This window comes from Alphaproteobacteria bacterium (assembly GCA_020638555.1).
Taxonomy (GTDB): domain Bacteria; phylum Pseudomonadota; class Alphaproteobacteria; order Bin95; family Bin95; genus JACKII01.
Map to the genome: position 1 here is coordinate 391504 of JACKII010000003.1, position 21240 is coordinate 412743.

Annotated in this window: 26 protein-coding genes; 14 read left to right on the forward strand and 12 right to left on the reverse strand. The window is 68.2% G+C overall.

Translation table 11 applies throughout. The features are described from left to right. Positions 1–143: 143 nt before the first annotated feature. The 9 genes from urtE (at position 144) to ureG (ending at position 6847) form a co-directional block, all read left to right on the forward strand. Positions 144–839 carry an urea ABC transporter ATP-binding subunit UrtE gene (urtE, locus tag H6844_13315; GenBank protein MCB9930377.1) on the forward strand — a complete coding sequence of 232 codons (696 nt, stop codon included), beginning with the start codon at positions 144–146 and terminating at the stop codon, positions 837–839. A 73-nt stretch (positions 840–912) separates the two neighbouring features. Then, positions 913–1851: an urease accessory protein UreD gene (locus tag H6844_13320; protein ID MCB9930378.1), complete on the forward strand. Its 939-nt coding sequence runs from the start codon at positions 913–915 to the stop codon at positions 1849–1851. Positions 1852–1866: 15 nt separating this feature from the next. After that, positions 1867–2169, forward strand: a complete 303-nt coding sequence (locus H6844_13325) for an urease subunit gamma (protein MCB9930379.1) — start codon at positions 1867–1869, stop codon at positions 2167–2169. A gap of 18 nt (positions 2170–2187) precedes the next feature. After that, entirely contained in the window at positions 2188–2442 is a 255-nt protein-coding gene (locus H6844_13330) for a hypothetical protein (protein ID MCB9930380.1), read from the forward strand. Continuing rightward, positions 2439–2747, forward strand: a complete 309-nt coding sequence (locus H6844_13335; GenBank protein MCB9930381.1) for an urease subunit beta — start codon at positions 2439–2441, stop codon at positions 2745–2747. The genes H6844_13330 and H6844_13335 overlap by 4 nt, the downstream gene beginning before the upstream one ends. A 160-nt stretch (positions 2748–2907) precedes the next feature. Further along, entirely contained in the window at positions 2908–4617 is a 1710-nt protein-coding gene (gene ureC, locus H6844_13340; GenBank protein ID MCB9930382.1) for an urease subunit alpha, read from the forward strand. Between the two features lie 145 nt (positions 4618–4762). Further along, complete coding sequence (locus H6844_13345; GenBank protein ID MCB9930383.1) at positions 4763–5329, forward strand: urease accessory protein UreE; 567 nt, start codon at positions 4763–4765, stop codon at positions 5327–5329. Beyond that, positions 5298–6188, forward strand: coding sequence for a hypothetical protein (locus H6844_13350; GenBank protein ID MCB9930384.1), 891 nt, complete (start codon positions 5298–5300; stop codon positions 6186–6188). The genes H6844_13345 and H6844_13350 overlap by 32 nt, the downstream gene beginning before the upstream one ends. Positions 6189–6199: 11 nt before the next feature. Continuing rightward, positions 6200–6847 (forward strand): urease accessory protein UreG, encoded by a 648-nt coding sequence (ureG, locus tag H6844_13355; protein ID MCB9930385.1) that lies wholly within the window; start codon positions 6200–6202, stop codon positions 6845–6847. Positions 6848–6853: 6 nt separating this feature from the next. Here ureG and H6844_13360 read toward each other — a convergent pair whose 3' ends face one another. The 5 genes from H6844_13360 to phbB form a co-directional block, all read right to left on the reverse strand. Next, entirely contained in the window at positions 6854–7183 is a 330-nt protein-coding gene (locus tag H6844_13360; GenBank protein MCB9930386.1) for an energy transducer TonB, read from the reverse strand. 644 nt (positions 7184–7827) lie between these two features. Continuing rightward, entirely contained in the window at positions 7828–8238 is a 411-nt protein-coding gene (locus H6844_13365) for a biopolymer transporter ExbD (protein MCB9930387.1), read from the reverse strand. Continuing rightward, positions 8235–8768 carry a biopolymer transporter ExbD gene (locus H6844_13370; GenBank protein MCB9930388.1) on the reverse strand — a complete coding sequence of 178 codons (534 nt, stop codon included), beginning with the start codon at positions 8766–8768 and terminating at the stop codon, positions 8235–8237. The genes H6844_13365 and H6844_13370 overlap by 4 nt, the downstream gene beginning before the upstream one ends. Then, the gene (locus H6844_13375; GenBank protein MCB9930389.1) at positions 8728–9447 is read right to left on the reverse strand and encodes a MotA/TolQ/ExbB proton channel family protein; all 720 of its coding nucleotides are present in this window, start codon (positions 9445–9447) and stop codon (positions 8728–8730) included. The genes H6844_13370 and H6844_13375 overlap by 41 nt, the downstream gene beginning before the upstream one ends. Positions 9448–9579: 132 nt before the next feature. After that, the gene (phbB, locus tag H6844_13380) at positions 9580–10302 is read right to left on the reverse strand and encodes an acetoacetyl-CoA reductase (GenBank protein ID MCB9930390.1); all 723 of its coding nucleotides are present in this window, start codon (positions 10300–10302) and stop codon (positions 9580–9582) included. 151 nt (positions 10303–10453) lie between these two features. Between phbB and H6844_13385 the strand changes: the two genes are divergently transcribed. Then, positions 10454–11056 carry a DsbA family protein gene (locus H6844_13385; protein MCB9930391.1) on the forward strand — a complete coding sequence of 201 codons (603 nt, stop codon included), beginning with the start codon at positions 10454–10456 and terminating at the stop codon, positions 11054–11056. A 163-nt stretch (positions 11057–11219) separates the two neighbouring features. Here the strand turns inward: H6844_13385 and H6844_13390 are convergent, their stop codons facing one another. From H6844_13390 to H6844_13405, 4 genes are all read right to left on the reverse strand, one after another. Next, entirely contained in the window at positions 11220–12251 is a 1032-nt protein-coding gene (locus H6844_13390; protein ID MCB9930392.1) for an extracellular solute-binding protein, read from the reverse strand. Positions 12252–12335: 84 nt separating this feature from the next. Beyond that, positions 12336–13130, reverse strand: a complete 795-nt coding sequence (locus H6844_13395; GenBank protein ID MCB9930393.1) for an SDR family oxidoreductase — start codon at positions 13128–13130, stop codon at positions 12336–12338. Between the two features lie 101 nt (positions 13131–13231). After that, positions 13232–13990 carry an SDR family oxidoreductase gene (locus H6844_13400; GenBank protein MCB9930394.1) on the reverse strand — a complete coding sequence of 253 codons (759 nt, stop codon included), beginning with the start codon at positions 13988–13990 and terminating at the stop codon, positions 13232–13234. A gap of 134 nt (positions 13991–14124) precedes the next feature. Next, complete coding sequence (locus H6844_13405) at positions 14125–14820, reverse strand: hypothetical protein (GenBank protein ID MCB9930395.1); 696 nt, start codon at positions 14818–14820, stop codon at positions 14125–14127. A gap of 571 nt (positions 14821–15391) precedes the next feature. Between H6844_13405 and H6844_13410 the strand changes: the two genes are divergently transcribed. The 3 genes from H6844_13410 to H6844_13420 all read left to right on the forward strand — a co-directional run bounded on the left by H6844_13410 (position 15392) and on the right by H6844_13420 (position 18047). After that, positions 15392–16036 (forward strand): hypothetical protein, encoded by a 645-nt coding sequence (locus H6844_13410; GenBank protein MCB9930396.1) that lies wholly within the window; start codon positions 15392–15394, stop codon positions 16034–16036. A 284-nt stretch (positions 16037–16320) separates the two neighbouring features. Then, entirely contained in the window at positions 16321–16983 is a 663-nt protein-coding gene (locus H6844_13415) for a PEP-CTERM sorting domain-containing protein (GenBank protein ID MCB9930397.1), read from the forward strand. Between the two features lie 176 nt (positions 16984–17159). Beyond that, positions 17160–18047, forward strand: a complete 888-nt coding sequence (locus H6844_13420) for a TauD/TfdA family dioxygenase (GenBank protein MCB9930398.1) — start codon at positions 17160–17162, stop codon at positions 18045–18047. A gap of 16 nt (positions 18048–18063) precedes the next feature. On the opposite strand, the gene H6844_13425 is transcribed toward H6844_13420, so the two are convergent. After that, positions 18064–18717, reverse strand: coding sequence for a DUF1013 domain-containing protein (locus H6844_13425; GenBank protein MCB9930399.1), 654 nt, complete (start codon positions 18715–18717; stop codon positions 18064–18066). 27 nt (positions 18718–18744) lie between these two features. Then, positions 18745–19755, reverse strand: coding sequence for an NAD(P)H-quinone oxidoreductase (locus H6844_13430; protein ID MCB9930400.1), 1011 nt, complete (start codon positions 19753–19755; stop codon positions 18745–18747). A 102-nt stretch (positions 19756–19857) separates the two neighbouring features. On the opposite strand from H6844_13430, the gene H6844_13435 reads away from it, so the two are divergent. Next, complete coding sequence (locus H6844_13435) at positions 19858–19998, forward strand: hypothetical protein (protein MCB9930401.1); 141 nt, start codon at positions 19858–19860, stop codon at positions 19996–19998. 471 nt (positions 19999–20469) lie between these two features. On the opposite strand, the gene H6844_13440 is transcribed toward H6844_13435, so the two are convergent. After that, positions 20470–21237 (reverse strand): laccase domain-containing protein, encoded by a 768-nt coding sequence (locus H6844_13440; GenBank protein ID MCB9930402.1) that lies wholly within the window; start codon positions 21235–21237, stop codon positions 20470–20472. Between the last annotated feature and the right edge of the window lie 3 nt (positions 21238–21240).

Here is a 21240-nt window from a genome sequence, read left to right on the forward strand (position 1 = left end):
CCAATTCGGCGTCATTGCGAGGCGCAGCCGAAGCAATCCAGACCTGCGCCGCGGCATGACACGTCGCCGCCTGGATGGCTTCGTCGCCCCGGGTCAGGCCCGGGACTTCTCGCAATGACGCCCGCGAGAGAGGAGCGGACCCCATGCTGACCGTCTCCAACCTGCACCTGCACTACGGGGCCTCCCACATCCTGCGCGGCGTCTCGCTGGAGGCGCGGCCGGGCGAGGTCACCTGCATCATGGGCCGCAACGGCGTCGGCAAGACCTCGCTGCTGCGCGCCATTCTGGGCCTGCACCCGATCAGCCAGGGCCGGGTCGAGTGGGACGGCCAGGACGTCAGCCGCCTGCCCGCGCACAAGCGCGCCCGCTCCGGCTTCGCCAGCGTGCCCCAGGGCCGGGACATCTTCGCCCGCCTGACCGTGGCCGAAAACCTGCGCACCGGCTTCGCCGCGGCGCCCGCCGGCGAAAAGACCGTGCCGGAGCACGTGTTCGACCTGTTCCCGGTGCTGAAGGACATGCTGGGCCGGCGCGGCGGCGACCTCTCCGGCGGCCAGCAGCAGCAGCTTGCCATTGCGCGCGCGCTGGTGATGCGGCCGAAGCTGTTGGTGCTGGACGAGCCGACCGAGGGCATCCAGCCTTCGATCATCAAGGACATCGGCCGCGTTATCGGGGACTTGGCCGCGGCGGGCGAAATGGCCATCATCCTGGTCGAACAGTATTTCGAGTTCGCGCGCGACCTCGCCGACCGGTTTGCCGTGATGGAGCGCGGCGAGGTGGTGCTGTCGGGCGTGCGCGGGGAAATGGACGAGGCCAGTGTACGCCGAACCCTTACCGTCTAGCCCGCAGCGCGGGCGGGCGTCTGCTGGCGCCGGTGCCGGTCAGCGATTGCAGCGCTCGGTCGGGCGGGCTTCGGTGCGATACGAAGCGCGAGCCGATGGGCGGACGGCGGTGGCCGACCTGCACCAGAGCGCGCCCTGCCGTGCCCTGTTGCCGGCGAGCGAGGACTGGCCGACGGCGGTGTTCGCCACCACCTGCGGCGGCCTGACCGGCGGCGACGCGGTGCGGTTCGACTTTGCGGTGGGAGCGCACGCAGCGGCGCGGGCGACGACGCAGGCGGCGGAACGGCTCTACAAGGCCAGGGCCGCGGACGGCCCGGCGCGGGTGGAAAGCCATGTGAGGCTCGGCCAAGACGCCCGGGCCGAATGGCTGCCGCAGGAGACAATCGTCTTCGACGGCGCGCGCCTGCAACGGCGGACGGTGTTCGAACTGGCCGCGGGCGCGGACCTGCTGGCCTGCGAGTTGCGGGTTCTGGGCCGCGCCGCCCATGGCGAGGTGTTCCGCGACGGCTTTGTCGGCGACCGGATCGAGGTCTGGCGCGAGGGCCGGTTGGCGTGGGTCGATGCGCTGCGACTGGGGACGCCGTCAGGGGCGACGGACGGCAGCGACGTCCGGGACCGCACCACAGCTTCGCCGGAAGCGCGGAGCGCTGTCCGGGGCCTCCGGGAGACCGGCTCGGAAAGAGATCCCGGATCGCCGCGAAGGGGCGTCCGGGAAAGCTCGGGTGTCGGACGCGCCTTGGCCTCCCCGGCCGGATTTGGCGGCCATCCCGCCATTGCCACCGTCTTCCACGCCGCCCCGGACGCGGAAGCCCGCCTGACCGAGGCCCGCGCCCTGCTCGACCGGACGCCCGAAACCGTCCGCGCGGCCGCCACCGCCCTCGACGGCCTGCTGGTCGTCCGCTTTCTGGCGCCCGATGCCTTTCTGCTGCGCCAGAGCGTTGCCCGCTTCGTCACCGGTTTCCGCGTCCATGTGGGCCGCGCGCCGGTCATGCCCCGTTTCTGGTCCCTCTGAGGAGAGTCCTCATCCATGCGTCTCACCGAACGCGAGAAAGACAAGCTGCTGGTCGCCATGGCGGCGGAGGTCGCCCGCAAGCGGCTCGCCCGCGGCGTCAAGCTGAACTATCCCGAAGCCATCGCGCTCATCACCGACTTCGTGGTCGAGGGCGCCCGCGATGGCCGCAGCGTCGCCGACCTGATGCAGGCGGGCGCCACGGTCATCGCCCGCGAACAGGTCATGGACGGCATCCCCGAGATGATCCCCGAAGTCCAGGTCGAAGCCACCTTCCCCGACGGCACCAAGCTGGTGACCGTGCACGAACCGATCCGCTAACCCAAGGAGTTGAGAGATATGCAAGGGACCCCCAACCGTCATTGCGAGGCGAAGCCGAAGCAATCCGAACGGCCGGCTTCGGCGGGATTGCTTCGTCGCCTGCGCCTCCTCGCAATGACATCGGCAGGACTTTCGGCAGCGGGGCCGGCGCTCGCCCATCCCGGCCACGGCGCGCCGGTGTTCCACACCCATGCATGGGAGATCGGCCTGGCCGTCGTCGCTGCGATCGTGCTGGTGGGGATCGGCCTCCGCGCATTGGGCAAGCGCAAATGATCCCCGGCGAGGTTTTGGCGGCGACCGGCGAGATCGAACTGAATGCCGGCCAGCCCACCGTCACCCTGACCGTCGCCAACACCGGCGACCGGCCGGTGCAGGTGGGCAGCCACTACCATTTTGCCGAGACCAACCCGGCGCTCGATTTCGACCGGGCGGCGGCGCGCGGCTGGCGGCTCGACATTGCGGCGGGCACCGCGGTGCGCTTCGAGCCCGGCTCGACGCGGGAGGTGACGCTGGTACCCTATGGCGGCGCGCGCACGGTGATCGGGTTCAACCAGGCGGTGATGGGGCCGCTGGATTGAGACCGTAAAGCCCTCTGACCGTCATTGCGAGCCGCAGGCGAAGCAATCCAGCGGAGCGCCAATGCCGAACACTGGCCTTCCTGGATTGCCGCAGCGGCTCCGCCACCTCGCAATGACGCCGGGCAAGGGGCATCAGGATACAGACAGAAGGACGAACCGAATGGCGATCATCTCCCGCGCCACCTATGCCGCCATGTACGGCCCGACGGTCGGCGACAAGGTCCGCCTCGCCGACACCGAGTTGTTCATCGAGGTCGAGAGCGACTGCACCCTCTATGGCGAGGAGGTCAAGTTCGGCGGCGGCAAGGTCATCCGCGACGGCATGGGCCAGTCGCAGCGCAGCCGGGCCCAGGGTGCGGTGGATACCGTCATCACCAACGCCCTGATCCTCGACCATTGGGGCGTGGTGAAGGCCGATATCGGCCTCCGCGACGGCCGTATCGTCGCCATCGGCAAGGCCGGCAATCCGGACACCCAGCCCGGCGTCGACATCGTCGTCGGGCCGGGGACCGAGGCCATTGCCGGCGAAGGCAAGATCGTCACCGCCGGCGGCTTCGACTGCCATATCCATTTCATCTGCCCGCAGCAGATCCACGAGGCGCTCTATTCCGGCGTCACCACCATGCTGGGCGGCGGCACCGGGCCGGCCACCGGCACCAACGCCACCACCTGCACCCCGGGCGCCTGGCATATCGGGCGCATGTTGCAGGCGGCCGAGGCGTTTCCGATGAATCTCGCCTTTGCCGGCAAGGGCAATGCGTCCGAACCGGCGGAGCTGCGCGCCCAGATCGCCGCCGGCGCGTCCGCCATGAAGCTGCACGAGGATTGGGGCACCACGCCCGCCGCCATCGACTGCTGCCTGGGAGTGGCGGACGAGATGGACGTGCAGGTGATGATCCACACCGACACGCTGAACGAGTCCGGCTTCGTCGAAAACACGGTGGCGGCCTTCAAGGGCCGCACCATCCACGCCTTCCACACGGAAGGCGCCGGCGGCGGCCACGCGCCCGACATCATCAAACTCTGCGGCGAGGCGAACGTCATTCCCTCCTCGACCAACCCGACGCGGCCCTACACGGTCAACACGGTCGACGAGCATCTGGACATGCTCATGGTCTGCCACCATCTCGACCCGTCGATTCCGGAGGACGTGGCCTTTGCCGACAGCCGCATCCGCAAGGAGACCATCGCGGCCGAGGACCTGCTGCACGACATGGGCGCCTTCTCGATCATCGCCTCCGACAGCCAGGCCATGGGCCGGGTCGGCGAGGTGCTGATCCGCACCTGGCAGACCGCCGACAAGATGAAGCGCCAGTTCGGGCGCCTGGCCGAGGAGACCGGCGACAACGACAATGTCCGCGCCAAACGCTATATCGCGAAATACACCATCAACCCGGCCATCGCCCACGGCATGGCCGACGAGATCGGCTCGGTCGAGGTGGGCAAGCTGGCGGACCTGGTGCTCTGGTCGCCCGCCTTTTTCGGCGTGAAGCCGGATCTGGTCATCAAGGGCGGCACGATTGCCGCAGCGGTGATGGGCGACCCGAACGCCTCGATCCCGACGCCGCAGCCGGAGCACTACCGCCCGATGTTCGGCGCCTATGGCCGGGCCATCGCGCCAGGGGCGCTGACCTTTGTCAGCCAGGCGGCCCTGGCGCGCGACCTGGCCGGCACGCTGGGGCTGGCGCGGCCGCTGGTGGCGGTGAAGAACACGCGGGGCGGCATCGGCAAGCGCTCGATGATCCACAACAGCCTGACGCCCCGCATCGCCGTCGACCCGGAGACCTATGAGGTGACCGCCGACGGCGCACTGCTGACCTGCGAGCCGGCCAAGGTGCTGAGCCTGGCGCAGCGCTATTTCCTGTTTTGAGGACAACCGCCATGCCTTCAACCCGCTTCATCCCGAGGAACCCGCAAAGCGGGCGTATCGAGGGACCGCCGGCTTCCCGACAACGCCCCTCGATACGGGCGTCCCGCCCTACTCGGGGTGAAGCGGTCGGAAGGCGATAAGCACCATGCGTAGGGCCTCCCACCACCATCGCGCCGGCACCTGGCCGGCGGAAACCGCCGCCGACCGGCTGGTACTCGCCTTCGACGAGCGGCACCGGCGGCGCATCGTCCTGCCGCTTGCCAGCGGCGCCGACCTGCTGCTGGACCTGCCGCGGGCGGTGGCGATGGCCCATGGCGACGGCCTGCTCTGCGACGACGGCGCCTGGATCGCCGTGGCAGCGGCGCCGGAGCCGCTCTATGCCGTCTCGGCGCCGACGCCGCACCTGTTGCTGCGGCTCGCCTGGCATCTGGGCAACCGGCACACGCCGGCGGCGGTCGAGGCCGACCGGCTGCTGATCCGCCCCGATCCGGTGCTGGCCGAGATGCTGCGCGGCCTGGGCGGCACGGTCGCCGCGGTGTGCGAGCCGTTCCAGCCGGAAGGCGGCGCCTATGGCGAGGGCGGCCATGGTCATGTGCATGACGAGGGGCACGACCACGCGCATTCCCATGGCCATGCCCACGACCATAAGCACGGCCATGCTCACGACCATGAGCACACCCATGCGCACCGTCACGGCCACCATGACCCTTGAGCCCCTCACCGCGGCACAGCACCAGCGGCTCGCCACCTGGTTCGGGGCCGGCTTCCCCATCGGCGCGTTCAGCTACAGCCACGGGCTGGAAGCCGCGTTCGAGGCGGGGCTGGTCGGGGACCGCGATGGACTGGCCGAATGGATCGAGGGGCTGTTGCTGTTCGGCTCCGGCCGCAACGACGCCATCCTGTTTGCCGCGGCCTATCGCTCGGCCCCCGATGTGGCGGCGGCGGCGGCCTTGGCGGCGGCGCTCTCGCCCAGCAGGGAGTTGCGGGCGGAGACGCTGAACCAGGGCGAGGCCTTCCTGCGCGCCGTGCGCCAGGGCTGGCCCTCGGTCCTACCCGGCCCCAGCCCCTCGTCCTCCAGCTTTCCCGGCCGCCGCGAAGCGGCGAGCCGGGACCTCCCGCCGCTCGGCACGGAGACCCCGGATCGCGCCTCCGGCGCGTCCGGGGAAGCTCAAAGAGACGGCGGCCCGGCCGGGGACGCTCGAAGGGAGTGCGGCGCGTCCGGCGACGCGCGAACGGAAGGCGGCCCCGGATCGAGCCCGGGGAACACCGCGCCTTTGGCCCTCCCCGTCGCGGCTGGCCTTTGTTGCGCCCTTGCCGGCATTCCCCTGCACGCGAGCCTGCTCGCCTATCTGCACGCGTTTGCGGCCAACATCGTCTCGGCGGCGCTGCGCTCCATGCCCATCGGCCAGAGCGACGGCCTCGCCGTGCAGGGCCGGGTCGAGGCCGCGGTCAGCGAGGTGGCCGCAGCGGCCCTGACCGCCGGGCTCGACGAGATCGGCGCAGCCACACCCATGCTCGACTGGCTCTCTGCCAGCCACGAAACCCAGTATTCACGCCTGTTTCGCTCCTAGGAGAAGCACCCATGTCCCAACACGGCCCTCTTCGCGTCGGCATCGGCGGACCGGTCGGCAGCGGCAAGACCTCGCTGGTGGAGGCGCTGTGCAAGCGGCTGCGCGACGAGGTCGACCTGGTGGTGATCACCAACGACATCTACACCCAGGAAGACCGCGAAATCCTGTTGCGGGCCGACGCCCTGCCGGCGGAACGGCTGGAAGGCGTCGAGACCGGCGGTTGCCCGCACACCGCCATCCGCGAGGACGCCAGCATCAACCTGGCCGCGGTTGAGCGGCTGTCGCGGAAATTCCCCGCGGCGCAACTCTGCCTGATCGAGTCCGGCGGCGACAATCTGGCGGCGACGTTCAGCCCAGAACTGGCGGATATCACGCTCTATGTGATCGACGTGGCGGCGGGCGAGAAAATCCCGCGCAAGGGCGGGCCGGGCATCACCCGCTCGGACCTGCTCATCATCAACAAGACCGACCTGGCGCCGCTGGTGGGCGCCAGCCTGGAGGTGATGGACCGGGATGCCCGGCGCATGCGCGGCGAGCGCCCGTTCGTCTTCACCAATCTGAAGGATGGCGACGGACTGGAAACCATCGTCCGCTTCATCGCCAAGGCGGGCGGTCTCACCGGCGTTTCCGAGCGGGCGCCGGCAACGGCGGCGGCCTGACGCCGCCTAACGCAGGGCGAAGCGGACCGGCAGGATCACGGTCAGGTCCGCGGCGGACAAGCCCGCGGGCATGCGCGGCAACGGCGCCGCCCGCTGGATCATCGCCAGCACCTCACGGTCGAGCAGGCGGTGGCCGGAGCTTTTCTCCAGCCGGTAGTCGAGCACCCGGCCGGCGCGGTCGACCACGAAATAGAGCGTGGCCGTGCCCTGCTGGCGGCGCGCGATGGCGCGTTCCGGATAGCGCTTGTGCCGCTCCAGCCAGGCCTGGAGTTCCGCGACATAGCCGGCGCGGACGCTCTGGCCGGGCGCACCACCACCGCCCGCCGCCGCGGACACCTCTCCTCCGGCCGCAACGCCCGTTCCGGCCGATGGCGTTGCGTCGCGCCCGGCGTCGCCCTGGGCCGGCGAGGCCTCCGCCAGGCCAGCGGTTGCCGGCGCGGCCGGAGACCCGGTTGGCCTTGGCGCCGTGGCGCGGACGGGGAACGCCGGCGGCTCCGGGCGCGGCTGCGGCCGTGGCGGGTCCGCAATGTCCCGCGCGGTCCTCTGAGACATCGGCGCGGCCGGGGGCGCCGGATCGACCGGCGCGGACTTGCGGACGGGCGGCTCCAGAGTTGCCGCGGGCGTGGATGGGGCGGCCGGCGATTTTGGCAGCACCGCCATATCCCTTTGGGTCGGCGCTCGCCGGGTCGGAAGTGCTTCCTCGGGGACAGCCGCCGCCTGGACAGCGGCAACCGAAGCGACCATAGCCGGAACAGACACAGCCGGAACGGGTCGACGGGTCTCGCGCACCGGCGGCGCCACCTCACCGGCCGCCCCGGCGCTCGACCCGTCGCCCAGGATGAGGCGCACGCCCGCGGTTCCACCGCCCCCCGCCGGCCCGCCGCCCCCCGCCAGCGGAGTCAACAGAACCATGGCGATGGCCAGGTGCACGGCCAGGGCCAGGGCGCCGGCCAGGAGCCAGTGCGAGGCGGAAATGGGCATCAGCGAAGCGCCCCGGCGCCCGCCCGGGTGACGAGGCTCACCTGCCGGACTCCGGCGGCCCGGAGTTGCGCCAGCACCCCGACAACCCGCAGGGCTTCGACCCCGGCATCGGCCTTCAGGCGAAGCGGTGCCGCGCTTGGCACGAGCGCCTGCAAATCCTCCAGCGCGACGGGCCGTCCATTCAAGGCCAGAGCGCCGTCGGCGGCCAGATGAATGACGGTCTCGCCGCCATCGTCCGCAGCCTCGCTGGACGAGGCCGGCGGCGCGACCGGGAACGGATCGCTGGCCGCCAGTCGCCCGGCCAGCATGAAGAAGATCAGCAGCAGAAACACCACGTTGATCAGCGGCAGGATTCGATCGTCGGCGAGGCCGCCGCGGCGCCGCTTCGGGCGGAACAGCGGGGCGGTCATCGGCGCGGGGCTCCGCCCGCCGGGGAGAGATTGCGGGCTCCGCCCGCCGGAGAGAGATTGCGGGCTCCGCCCATCGGGGAGAGGTTGCCGGCTCCGCCCGCCGGAGAGAGATTGCCGGCTCCGCCCGTCAGGGAGAGATTGCGGGCGCCTGCGGCCGCGAGACGGTCAAGCACCGCGACCGCCGCTTGCAGCGGCACGCCCGGAGCCGGCTCCACCAGCACGCGCCGGTCGGGCGCCGCGGCCATCTGCGCTTGCACCCGCGCCGCCAGGGCTTCCGGGCCAAGCGGATGGCCGCCGAGGCGCAGCCCGTCCGGCCGCACCTGCACCAGCAACGCCCCTTTCGGGCCGGCCCCGCCCCCGACCGGACCGGCGGCCGAAACGGGGATGACGCGCCAGTCCTGGAAGGACGAAGCGAGCATGAAAAAAATCAACAGGATGAAAACCATGTCGATCAGCGGCGTGAGGCCGATCAGGGCACGGCGACGGGGCTCAGGGGCGGTCCGGAACAACGGCAGCGACGATGCGGCCATGGGCTCCCCTCCCCTCGGCTGCGGCCATGGGCGGCTCCAGGTCCTGGGTGAAGGCGCCGGCCACCGCGTCTTCCATGGCATGCGCCGTCCGCTCAATCAGGCGTTCGAACCCATTGAGCGCCGCGACGGCGGGAATGGCGACCGCGAGGCCGACCGCCGTGGTCAGCAATGCCTCCCAGATGCCGCCCGAAAGAATGGCCGGGTTGACCTGACTGCCCGCCGCCTCCAGCGCCTGAAACGCCGAAATCATGCCGAGCACGGTGCCGAACAGCCCCAGCAAGGGCGCGAGACTGGCAATCACCTCCAGCGGCCGCAGCCAGGAGCGCAGGTCTTCCAGCGCCTTGTTGCCATAGCGGCCGACCTCCGCCCGGATCGCATCGGCATCGAGCCCGAGGGCCTGTCCGGTCAGGACACGGGCCAGGGCCTGGGCGGCCGGATGCGGCGAGGATGCGGCAGAGGCAAGAGCCTCCTGGCGACGCCCCGCGCGTGTCAGCGCCAGCGCTTCCGCCGCCGCCGCACGCCGCCAGAGGCCGGCGGCGCGGAATTGCAACAGCTTCGCCAGCACGATCGCCAGGGCCACGACGGACATGAGCAGCAGTACGGCCACCACCGCACCGCCGCTCTGAATCAACCAGGACGCGCCACTGAAAAGACTGCTGCCTGCCGGGTCGCCCGCCATGCTGCGCCGGTTTCCTTTCCTCCGGGGAAGCCAAGTCCCCCGGCACTACCCGCCGGCGGGGCGAATTGCAAGGGCCGGCTCGGGCCAGCCCGGCCGGCGCTGCCGGGCTTTCTCCCGCGCGCCGGCTGCGGCTCAGTACATGTGCTGACCGCCGTTGATCGACATGGTCGAACCGGTGATGAAGTCCGCATCCTCGCCGCACAGGAACACGACGCCGCGGGCGATGTCGTGCGCCTTGCCGAGGCGACGCATCGGGATGTTCTGGATGATCTTCTCCAGCACGCGCTCCGGCACCGCGGCCACCATGTCGGTGTCGACATAGCCGGGTGCCAGCGCGTTCACGGTGATATGGTAGCGGGCGCCTTCCTGGGCCAGCGCCTTGGTGAAGCCGTGAATGCCGGATTTCGCCGCTGCGTAATTGACCTGGCCGTACTGGCCGCCCTGGCCGTTGATCGAGCCGATATTGACGATGCGACCGAAATTGCGCGCGCACATGCCGTCCCAGACCGCATGCACCATGTTGAAGCACGAGCCCAGATTGGTGTCGATGACCGCATCCCAGTCCGCGCGGCTCATCTTCATGATCGTGGCGTCGCGGGTGATGCCGGCATTGTTGACGAGAATGTCGACCGACCCGAGGTCGGCCGCGATCCGGGCCACACCCTCGCGGCAGGCGTCGTAGTCGGACACGTCGAACTTGTAGGCCTTGATCCCGGTTTCCGCCGTGAAGCGGGCGGCGGCCTCGTCATTGCCGCCATAGTTCGCGGCAACCTTGGCGCCGGCCGCATGCAATTCCTCGCAGATCGCGCGGCCGATGCCGCGGGTACCGCCGGTGACGATTGCAACGTGATCCATTGGTGTATCCTCCGTTGTAACGCCGCGCCTCACGCGGCAATGTCGCGGGAGCGATTGGCGCCCGCGCTGGCTCCGACGCGCCTTATTTTGCATTGCACAATGTTTTTGTGCATATGCGAAATGTCACAGCGACCTAGGTCTAGGAACTGTCATGCCCTTAGAACGTTTGATCGTCTACTTCGATTACAAGAGCCCTTACGCCTATCTGGCAGTGGAAGACGCGCGCGGTCTGGCCGCCCATTTCGGCCTGCCTCTCGAATGGCGTCCCTATACGCTGGAAATTCCGGAGTTTCTCGGCGCGCTCGAAACCCGCAACGCCCACCAGTGGCGCCGCGTGCGCTATTCCTATATGGACGCGCGACGCATCGCCAACGAGCGCGGATTGATCGTGCGCGGCCCCCAGAAAATCTTCAACAGCCGGGTAGCGCATATCGGCGCACTCTACGCCCAGGACCAGGGCGTGTTCGATGCCTACCACGATCAGGTGTTCGAGCGGTTCTTCAAGCGCGAGTTGGATATCGAGGATCCGGCGGCGATTGCCGCCGTGCTGGCCGCGTGCGGCGCAGCCGATGCCGGGGGATTTGCCGCCTTTCTCGACGGCGAAGGGGAGCAGCGTTACCGCCAGGGCCTGACCGACGCCGAGGAGGCCGGCGTGTTCGGCGTGCCGACCTTCGTGGTCAATGGCGAACTGTTCTGGGGCAGCGACCGCATCGACATGGTGCACAAGGCCATCGCCCGCGAACTGGCCGCCTGAGGCGCACAGGGATGCTGCGGAGACGAAGACAAAGATCCCGGCCACGCCGGAGGCGAGCCAGGATCTCTGTCTTCATGCGAACACCGCCAGCGCCGGTGTTCGCGAAAGCGGCCGGCCCCGGATCGGCGCTTCGCACCGTCCGGGGTACCGACGCTGCTCCGGGTCAGTGGTCGTAGCGGACGCGGTCGGTCATCAGCAGCGCCTCGGCCCGCTTGTCGGAAATGTCCTGAAGCGGCAGCGGGTCGATCTTGAAATGGCCCAGCGCCTGGAGCTGGGGCGACCATTCCGCGTCGGCGCGCAGCGGATACTCGCCGTTCACGTCGGCATAGATCTCCTGCGCCGTCTTGCTGACCAGGAAGCGCATCAGGGCCTTTGCGGCCTCGGGATCGGGCGCGTGGGCGCCCAGCACCATGCCGCTGATATTGGCGTGAGCGCCACGGTCGGCCTGGTTCGGGAATATCACGTCCACCGACTCGGCCCAGGGCCGCTGTTCCGGATCGGCCATCATTTTCAGATAATAATAGTGATTGCCCAGCGACAGGTCGCATTCGCCCTGCCAGATCGCCTTGACCTGCGAGCGGTCATTGCCCGAAGGCTTGTGGGCCAGATTGGCCTTCACGCCTTGCAGCCAGGTCTCGGTCCATTCCGCGCCGTGATGGGCGATCATCGAAGCGACCAGACCGATCTGATAGACATGCTTGCCGGACCGGGTGCAGATCCGCCCCTTGAAGCGCGGGTCGGCCAGGGACTCGTAGGTGAGCGCCTTCGCGTCCTTCACCCGGCCCTTGGCGGCGTAAATCACGCGAATGCGGCTGGTCAGGCCGATCCAGTGCCCTTCCGGCTCGCGATACTGCGCCGGGATCGCGGCGTTGATGACCGGGTCATCGACCGGCGCGGTGATACCGGCCTCCTTGGCCTGGGTCAGGCGACCCACATCGACGGTCAGCAGCACGTCCATCGGGCTGAGCCGGCCTTCCTGCCGGGCCCGTTCGATCAGGCCGGTCTGGGCGAACACCACGTTGACCTTGTGGCCGGTTTCCTTGGTGAACTCGTCGAACAGCGGCTCGACCAGAAAGGGCTGGCGATAGCTGTAGACATTCACTTCGCCGGCAACGGCCGATTCCGCGGCCATTCCCATGGCCAGGCCGGCCAACAAGCCGGTCGCAACTCCCGCAAGTGCGGTCAGGCGTCTCATACGCACCTCCTCCTTTGGAACGATGCTCGGGACGCTATTGCAATTGCGAATGAGTTGCAATCGCGTCAAGGCGTCTCAGGCGCCTCACATGGCGGCGATGCCACCGTCGATCAGCAATTCCGAGCCGGTGGTGAAGCTCGACTCATCCGAGGCCAGATACAGAATGCCGTAGGCGACCTCCCGTGGCTGACCGATCCGGCCCATGGGCACCTGGCGGCCCAGCTTCCCCAGGGCCTGCTCGCGGTCCATGTTCCGGGCCACATCGTCGAGGATCGGCGTATCGACGAAGGCCGGATGGACGGAGTTGCAGCGGATCGGCAGGCCCTGGCGCGCGCAATGCAGCGCCACCGACTTCGACAAATGCCGAACGCCGGCCTTGGCCGAGTTGTAGGCCGCCATATTGTGCCCGGCGATCACGCCGGCGATGGACGAAATGTTGACAATGGCACCGGTGGCCGAACCGCTGGCGGGGTCCGCGACCGAGGCGGCAATGGCCGGCACGCCATGCTTACAGCCGAGGAACACCCCGTCCAGGTCGATGGCGTGCACGCGGCGCCAGTCTTCCAGGCTGGTTTCCGTCACCGCGGCGGTGATGGCGATGCCGGCGCTCTGGACCAACACATGCACGCCGCCGAAGCGCTGCTTCACCGCGGCGTAGGCTGCGGTCCAGGCCGCCTCGTCGGTCACGTCGAGGCGAACGAAGCCGCCCGCCTCGCCGAGCGACGCGGCGGCGGCCTCGCCCCGCGCGGCGTCGATATCGGCGATCATGACGCGGCCGCCCTCCGCCACGAACAGCTCCGCCGTGGCCTTGCCGAGGCCGGACGCGCCGCCGGTCACGAGCGCGATCTTGCCGTGCATGCGTCCCGAAGGATTGGGCATGGAATTTCCTTGTTCCGAGGACAAAACGGGGTTCCGAGGACAAACGGGGTTCCGAGGACAAAACGGGCGAGGCGCCTTGCCGGCAGCCCCTGCCTCGTCGTCTAGCGGGCCATATAGCCGCCGTCCACCACCAGTTCGGTGCCGGTGATGAAGCTGGCATCGTCGGAGGCCAGGAAGAGGATCGGCTTCGCGACTTCTTCCGGCCGGCCGATCCGCCCCATCGGGATGGAGCGCTTGCGCGCCTCCATATGCCGGGGCTCGATCCGGCCGCCATGGGTCTGCTTCAGGATCGGCGTGTCGATGGGGCCGGGATGGATGGAGTTGCAGCGGATGGCATAGCCCTTCTGCTCGCAGTGCAACGCCACCGACTTGGTGAGATTGCGCACCCCGGCCTTGGCCGACGAATAAGACGCCAGCCGCGGCACGCCGATCAGGCCGGCGACGCTGGAAATGTTGACGATGGCGCCGCCGCCGGACCGGTCGATCAGCGGCACGGCATGCTTGCAGCCCAGAAACACCCCGTCCAGGCAGATGGCATGCACCGTGTGCCAATGCTCCAGGCTGGCGTTTTCGACGGTATCGCCGGGGGAAATGCCGGCGGCGTTGACCAGCACATGCAGCCCGCCGAACCGCTCCTCGACCGCCGCCAACGCGGCCTGCCAGGAGTCTTCGCGGGTCACATCCAGCGGCACGAAATACCCGGCCGCGCCCAATTCCGCGGCCGCGGCCTCCCCGTCGGCGGTGTTGATATCGGCCAGCGCCACCCAGGCGCCCTCCGCGGCCAACATGGCCGCAGTGGCACGACCAATGCCGGAGGCCGCCCCCGTAACCATCGCCACCTTGCCATCGAACCGCGGCATGCGCCCTGTCCTTCCTACTTTCGTCCTAGAAAGCCGGAAGCCTACGCCGCCCATGGATCGGCAGCCACCAAAAAAGAGACGGCGGCATCCGAACAACCGGATACCGCCGTCATGGCAACAAGAGATCGGACGGTTCAGGCGCGCCGGCGCGTCGCCAGCCCCAGGCCTACAAGGCCCGCGCCGATGATTGCCACAATGGCCGGCTCGGGCGTGGCGGTGGGAGTCTGAAAGTCCGCCGTGGACAGCGAGAAGGAGAACGAAACGGGGTCATCGGAATTGGTAAACACGCTGACGAGGTTCCAAGAGCCAGCAATGTCATCGTCGTAGACGCCGAGACCGTCGCCAAACAGCAACTCGCCTCCCATGAACAGCACCGTCTGGGTGGAGGGTCCGGTGGTCATCGGCACCACCGACGCCGCCATGGTCGACGTGATCGTGGCGTTCAGCACGCCGGTCTGATCGTCCGCCCCTGCATGAAAGCCGAAATTCGCCACCCGCGAGCGGTCGTAAGACAGCGCCAGGGTCACGCCGTTGTTCGCCGCTCCGACAGCGATGGTCAGGCTGAAACCGGCCAGGGGCGCCAGCGCCACGCCGCCCAACTCGTACGCCCCGGCGCTGGCGAGAACGCCATCCGAAAGGAAGCGGGGCTCATCGAGATTGGGAAACAGATTGTGGAGCTGAATGGTATCACCAAGCGCCAACAGGCCCGGATTGTCGAACATACCGCCGAGTTCCAGACCGTCATCCGCCGTGCCAGGCGCCAAGGGACCGGCCATCGCCGTGGACACCCCCAACCCCAGGGCCGCAACCGTAGCGAGAATTATCCGCATTTCCGTCTCTCCTTCAATTGGCCCACCGGGTTCCAGGGCGCCCTAATCGTTCCGGCCCAAAGCCGCCATAACATACTCCAATCCCGCTTATGCAAATGCGATGCCAAACACACCGGTACCGCAATTGCCGCCCGGCGCTATGAAATTTAAGACAATTTTCCCTGACACTGACGCCCCGGTGCGCGCCGAAGCGCTGGCGGTTGTAAAAACCGACACTGCTGTAAACCATATTTTACAACCATAACCCGACGGTCACGGCTTAACGCGGAAAACAGCGAAACCCCATCTCCGTACCTCCGACATCACCGGCTACCCAGCCGCACGGGCACAGGCATTCTGTTAGGAATCCTTACAGCGGTGTTGCCATGGGCTTCGAAGCCAGACGGTACCGGGCCGGTCAAATGCCCTCAATTTTCAAAGCAATTTCCGTAAGATAATGAATTTCCTGCCAACGGTCACAGACTGGAGGCTCGTTTGGCATATCCAATGCATGACACTACCCGTCTGTCTTAGGACTCCCGTTGCGATTGGCGCAGCGGTCTTCGTTATCCACACAGCAGGAGAGAACGTCATGCGTATCGCCCTAGCTGCTGCCACCGCCGCCGCACTTCTTGCAGCGCCGGCCGTCGCGGCCCCTTATGCCGACATCGGCGATTTTGCCGTATTCAGCTTCAACGTCTCCGTCGCCGGCCCGGCAAACCCGTCGGTTGGAGACACGTTTGCCATCACCGTGTCCAGTGCCAATTCCTTGGGAGCGGAAGAGTTCGAAGGTGTGAACGGGATCACCAGCATCCTGAGCGCCGGTTTCGGGATCACCGTTTCCACGGGCGCTGCGAACGCCGGTCAGACGATCTCGTCGGATTACGATCGCAGCATGGTTACCGATCCGGCCCAAGGCAACGGTTTGGGGGCGGAAACCGGCACTTTGACCTTCACGCTGGCGAATACCACCCTGGCCACTTTGGGCCTACCCGGCGCAACGCAGGTGATCGCGGCGCAGGGCCTGCTGAGCGCCGGCGACGGTGGCACCTTCTATGACGGCGGCGAGCCGGGGTCCTGGTCGTTCTCCGCAACGATCAACTCGGCATCCGGTTCCGGCCTGGGCTCGTTCACCCTGTCGGTCCCGCCGGCCCCCAGCGTCGTCTCCGAGCCGGCCCTTCTGGCCGTTGCGGGCGTCGGCCTGATCGGCCTTGCGGTGGCGCGCCGCCGCGACTGAGGCACAACCGAGACCGGGGCGTACGAGGGACGGCGGTCACGTGACCGCCGCTCCCCTGGACGCCCGGGCTCATATGAGCATTCACCACAAGTCCTCATCCGGTTTTGACACACAGTGGCAACACAGCATGATCTGGCCGGTTAAACTTTCCTCACGTTACCGAAACATTGCGCACGTTTCCGCGACATACCGACTTGCCCGGAATTGGCATTCGGTCGCATTCCTCACCCAATCGCAAGATTGCCCCATGATGACACCAGACAAAGGCCAGGAGTCGAAAGATCATGCTTAAAGTGTTCCATTTCGCAGTCGTAGCCGGAACGCTTGCGGCGGCAACCCTCGCAAACCCCGCATACGCACTGTTTGCGTACGCACCGAATGGCGAGGAGGCCGCCTTGCAGGGCGGAGGCGAGGCTATCTCGAGCAATGTCATCGTCGAGGGGTCGAGTTCGCTGACGTTCAACACGATCGGCGTCGCCTCGCGAACCTATGAATTCCTCAACACGATGCCGGCGACGCTGACCACTCCGCCGACCCTGGCGCTGACCGAGGGAAGCGGCAACAACGGCCTTTCGTTTTCGATCGATTTCCAGCGGAGTTCCGGCCCCACACCCTATGGACAGAGCGGCACGATCGACTTCGTCATCACCAATACGAATTCGATTTCCGTCCAATCCTTCCCCGGAACACAGGTGCTGATCGCCAACTTCAGCATCGATCTGGTGGCGCCCTCGACCTATATCTCGCCGGTTCAGGGGGCCTTCACCATCGTCGGCTCGTCGACCACGGCCACCCCTCAGGTCAACTACAACTATTCCATCGTCGTTCCCGGCAGCGATCCGACGCCGACGACCGCACCCGAACCGGCAATGCTGGCAGTGATCGGCGGGGGTCTGTTGACCCTTGGCGCCATCGGCCGTCGCCGTCGCCGTCGCCGTCGCCGTTAATCAGAGCGTATTCCTGGCGTTTTTGGCAATCCCGCGGTCCAAAGCCGCGGGATTTGGCCGTTTGGGCCGGTTGTGCGCGATCGGTCGAACGGAAAGCCGCCGCAATCCCGCTTTCGTTACCAACCTCCGCAGGGTAGACTTGCAACCAAAGCAGCATAAGCAGCGAGGTTCGCCCCATGTCCCTGCAAACCGCCACCGGCTCCCCGGTCGCCCGCTCCTGGCCCTTTGCGCTGACGCCCATTTCCGCGGTCGGCGGTGCCGAAATCACCGGCATCGACCTCGCCACGCCGCTGTCGCGCGAGACCGCCGACGCCATTCTCTCGGCGATGGACACGTATCACATCCTGGTCTTCCGCGACCAGAACCTGACCAAGGACCAGCAATACGCGTTCACCCTCAATTTCGGCGAGATCGAAGAGCATGTGGGACGGCTGGAGACCGGCGAGAAATACCCGCTGGTCCACACCGTCACCAATCTGGACGAAAAAACCGGCCGCCCCACGCCGGCGCCCGCCACCCATGGCAACTATTTCTGGCACACGGACAAATCCTATCACGCCGTGCCGTCGCTCTTGACCATGTTGCACGCCATCACGGTGCCGCCTGACGGCGGCGATACGCTGTTCGCCAACATGGTACTGGCTTACGAGGCGCTGTCGGACGCGGAGAAGCAGTCGCTGGCGGGCCTGCGCACCGAGCATTCCTGGGAGGCCAGCCGGCGCAACACCGGCAACAGGCCGGCCACGGAAGAGCAGAAACGCGAACGACCGCCGGTCAGCCATCCGCTGGTGCGCACCCATCCCGGCGGACGCAAATCCCTCTATCTGGGCATGCATATCAGCCATGTGGAGGGCATGGACCGCGAGCAAGGCCGCGCCCTGCTGGCCGACCTGTTGGAACGGGCCACCGCAGAGCGTTTCGTCTACCGCCATCGCTGGCGGAAGGGCGACCTGGTGCTGTGGGACAACCGGGTGCTGCTGCACCGGGCCGACCGCAACTACGATATGGCCACCCACCCGCGGGTGTTGCACCGCACGGTGGTCAAGGGAACGGTGCCGGTCTGACGCGCGCTCGCGGCGGTCAGTCCGCGGTATCGCCTCCCCCCATGCGGCCGAAGAGCTCGGCAATGCTGGGGGTGGTGTTGGCCGCCGGCTTTTCCTCTTCGAGCGGCTCCTGCTCGCGCTGCTCGATGGCCTCGCGCTCTTCCGGCGTCAGCTTGGCGCGGGCGGATTCGACCGCCGCGTTCAGCTCCAGATAGGTGCAAAGACCCAGGTCGACCGGATGGCGCGGCTTGATGTTGGAGCTGTTCCAGTGGGTGCGGTCGCGCACGGCCGCAATCGTGTTCTTGGTGGTGCCCAGCAGCTTGCCGACCTGGGCATCCGAAAGCTCCGGGTGGTTGCGCACCAGCCAGGCAATGCCGTCCGGCTTGTCCTGGCGCTTTGCCATGGCGGTGTAGCGCGGCCCCTTGGTGCGCTCGGCGGCGCGCGGAACCACGGATTTCGCCATTTTGAGCCGGCCGGACGGATCGGACTCGCAGCGGGTGATCTCTTGCTGGGTCAGTTCGCCGGCGGCGATCGGGTCGCGGCCGATAATGCCGACGGCGACCTCGCCATCGGCCACCGCCTGCACCTCCAGCGCATGCATGTGGCAGAAGGCACCGATCTGTTCGAAGGTCAGGCCAGTGTTGTCGATCAACCACACGCAGGTGGCTTTCGGCATCAACGGTTGGTTCATGTCTCGTCCTCGCAACGGGCGGTCGGATCAGCCGGCGAAGCCGGTGGTCAGCAGGATCTTGCCGATGTGCTGGCTCGATTCCATCAATTCGTGCCCCTTGGCCGCTTCGGCAAGGGGGAAGCGCGTGTGGGTGACGGGCCAGCAGGCGCCGGTGGCGAACAGCGGCCAGCATTTTTCTTCCACCGCCCGGCAGATCGCCCCCTTCTCCGCGACGGCGCGCGACCGCAGCGTGGAGCCGGTGACGGTCAGATGCTTGCGGTGCACCAGGCCGAAATCCACCTGGCCGGGCCGGGTGCCCTCCATCAACGCGACGAAGCACAGCCGGCCCTCGCGCGCCAGCACTTCCAGTTCCCGCTGGATGTAGGAGCCGCCGACCATGTCCAGGATCACGTCGACGCCGCGGCCATCGGTGAAGTCCTTGCCGACGGCGACAAAATCCTCGGTCTTGTAGTTGATGGCGCGGTCGGCGCCGAAGCCGCGGCAGGCCTCGCACTTTTCCTCGGACCCCGCGGTCGCCAGCACCGGCGAGCCGAACGCCTTCGCCAGCTGGATCGACGTAAAGCCGATGCCGCTGGTGCCGCCCTGGATCAGGAACACCTCGCCCGGCTTCAGGCGCGCGCGCTCGAACACGTTGGTCCAGACGGTGCAGAAGGTTTCCGGCAGGCCGCCGGCCTCGACCAGGTCGACACCGGCCGGAACGGGCATGCATTGCGGCTCCGGCACGGCGACATACTCGGCATAGCCACCGCCGGCGAGCAACGCGCACACCCGATCCCCCACCCGCCAGCGGGTGCAGCCGGCGCCGGTGGCGACGACCACGCCGGAACATTCCAGGCCGGGAATGTCGGTGGCGCCGGGCGGCATCGGATACTTGCCCTCGCGTTGCAGCGTATCGGCGCGGTTGATGCCAGCGCCGGCGACGCGCACCAACACCTCGCCCGCGGCCGGTTCGGGCACGGGACGGGTGGCCGGCACCAGATGATCCGGCCCGCCGGGGGTCGGAATTTCGATAGCAGTCATGGTCGCGGGAATCGCCATCGGATCCCAGCTCCTTCCATTGCGCTTGCGATTTCGGGAGAATTGATCACTTGTAGTGCGATGTGCGACCGGGATCAAGACACTGCCGCGGCCCTGGCCCGATTGGCCGCGGAATGGCGCAGGCTGGAAGTCGAGGGCGAAGACTTGCGGGCCGAGGCGGAAGCCTGGCGCCGGCGCCTGCTGGCGGACGCGGACCGGCTGGGCCTGGGCGATGCGATTCGCCGGCGCGGCCGGGAAACCTGAGGCGTCTCCCCCCGTGCGGGGTGTCCCGGCCGCTGCGGAGCCGGGGGCCGGGATCGGCCGGGGGTGCGAACACCGGTGCGGGCGGTGTTCGAAGGAGGGCACCGGCCCCGGACGGCGGCTCCGCCACCTCCGGGGATCAATCCCCTAAAGCCCCGTGATTCCCGGACGCTGCGGAGCGGAGGGCCGGGATCGGCTGGCGGGTGCGAATACCGGCACGGGCGGTGTTCGATGGAGGGCACCGGCGCCGGACGGCGGCTCCGCCACCTCCGGGGAACAATCCCCTAAAGCCCCGTGTGTCCCGGCCGCTGCGGAGCGGTGGGCCGGGATCGGCCGGCGGGTGCGAACTCCGCGCGGGCGGTGTTCGAAGGAGGGCACCGGCCCCGGATGGCGGCTCCGCCACCTCCGGGGAACACCGTTCCTTACCCTTGCAGTTCGCTCCTGCCCCTTCCGATTCGCCCCGTACCCGTCGGCTCACCCTTCCAGGGCGATGACGCTGAGCAGGCGGCCATAGTCGGGCTCGCCATTCAGCACGCTGCGGCGATAGCTGAAAAACCGTTCCGGGTCGGCGACCGTGTCGGCGGCGAGATCGTGCACCCGCACCAGACCCAGCCGCCGCAGTTTCGCCGCCAGATAGCCTGGCAGGTCGAAATGGGCGCGCGCAGCCCCCTCCGGGCGACAGAAAAACCGGGCCGTGTCGGCCCGCTCGCCCAGGAAATGCGCCGGGAATTCCGGGCCGACCTCGTAACTGGCTGCGCCGATGGTCGGGCCGATGGCGGCGGCGACGCGATGGCGACGAGCGCCGAGCGTCTCCATGGCTGCCAGGGCCGCCTCCACCACGCCGAAGCGGGCGCCGCGCCAGCCGGCATGAGCGGCGGCCACCACCCGCGCCGCGGGATCGCACAACAGGACCGGGGCGCAATCGGCGGTCAGCACGCCGACCGGCAGGCCCGGCCGGTCGGTGACGACGGCGTCGACCTTGCGGCCCGCGATATCGTCGGGGCCGCGCGCGATCAGGGCGCGGGCGCTGTGGACCTGGTGCGGCGTCGCCAGCGTCTCCGCGGCGAATCCGAGCGCCGCCATGGCGCGGGCGCGGTTGGCCCGGACGGTCTCGGCATCGTCGGCCGAGCCGAAGCCGCAATTGAGGCCGCGATAAATGCCATCGCTCGCGCCCTCGCCCCGGGTGAAGAAGGCATGGCGGAGGCCGGGAACAGCGGCCAAGGGCAGGGCGGTCAGGTACATGGG